The sequence below is a fragment of the Microseira wollei NIES-4236 genome (genome assembly GCF_020521235.1).
Classification (GTDB): domain Bacteria; phylum Cyanobacteriota; class Cyanobacteriia; order Cyanobacteriales; family Aerosakkonemataceae; genus Microseira; species Microseira wollei.
Genome location: NZ_BLAY01000779.1, coordinates 1 through 241, shown reverse-complemented (window position 1 = coordinate 241; position 241 = coordinate 1). Strand labels below are relative to the sequence as shown.

Below are 241 nucleotides of genomic sequence, written 5' to 3'. Positions count from 1 at the left end.
GACATCAATGAATCTGGAATCAATCAATACAGGGTAGGGGCACGGCACGCTCAATCTTAAATCTTAAACCGATCTATCTGTATTGCCGTGCCCCTACATTACCTGTACCCATCACCCCGACATCAATGAATCTGGAATCAATCAATACGAGGTAGGGGCACGGCACGCTCAATCTTCAACTTTAAACCGAGGTATATGTATTGCCGTGCCCCGACATCAATGAATCTGGAATCAATCAATA

General features: G+C 44.8%; 1 protein-coding gene. It reads left to right on the top strand.

All coding sequences use genetic code 11. The annotated features are described in order from the left end of the window. Positions 1 to 82: 82 nt before the first annotated feature. Complete coding sequence (locus MiSe_RS50515; RefSeq protein ID WP_226595161.1) at positions 83 to 223, top strand: hypothetical protein; 141 nt, start codon at positions 83 to 85, stop codon at positions 221 to 223. Positions 224 to 241: the final 18 nt, after the last annotated feature.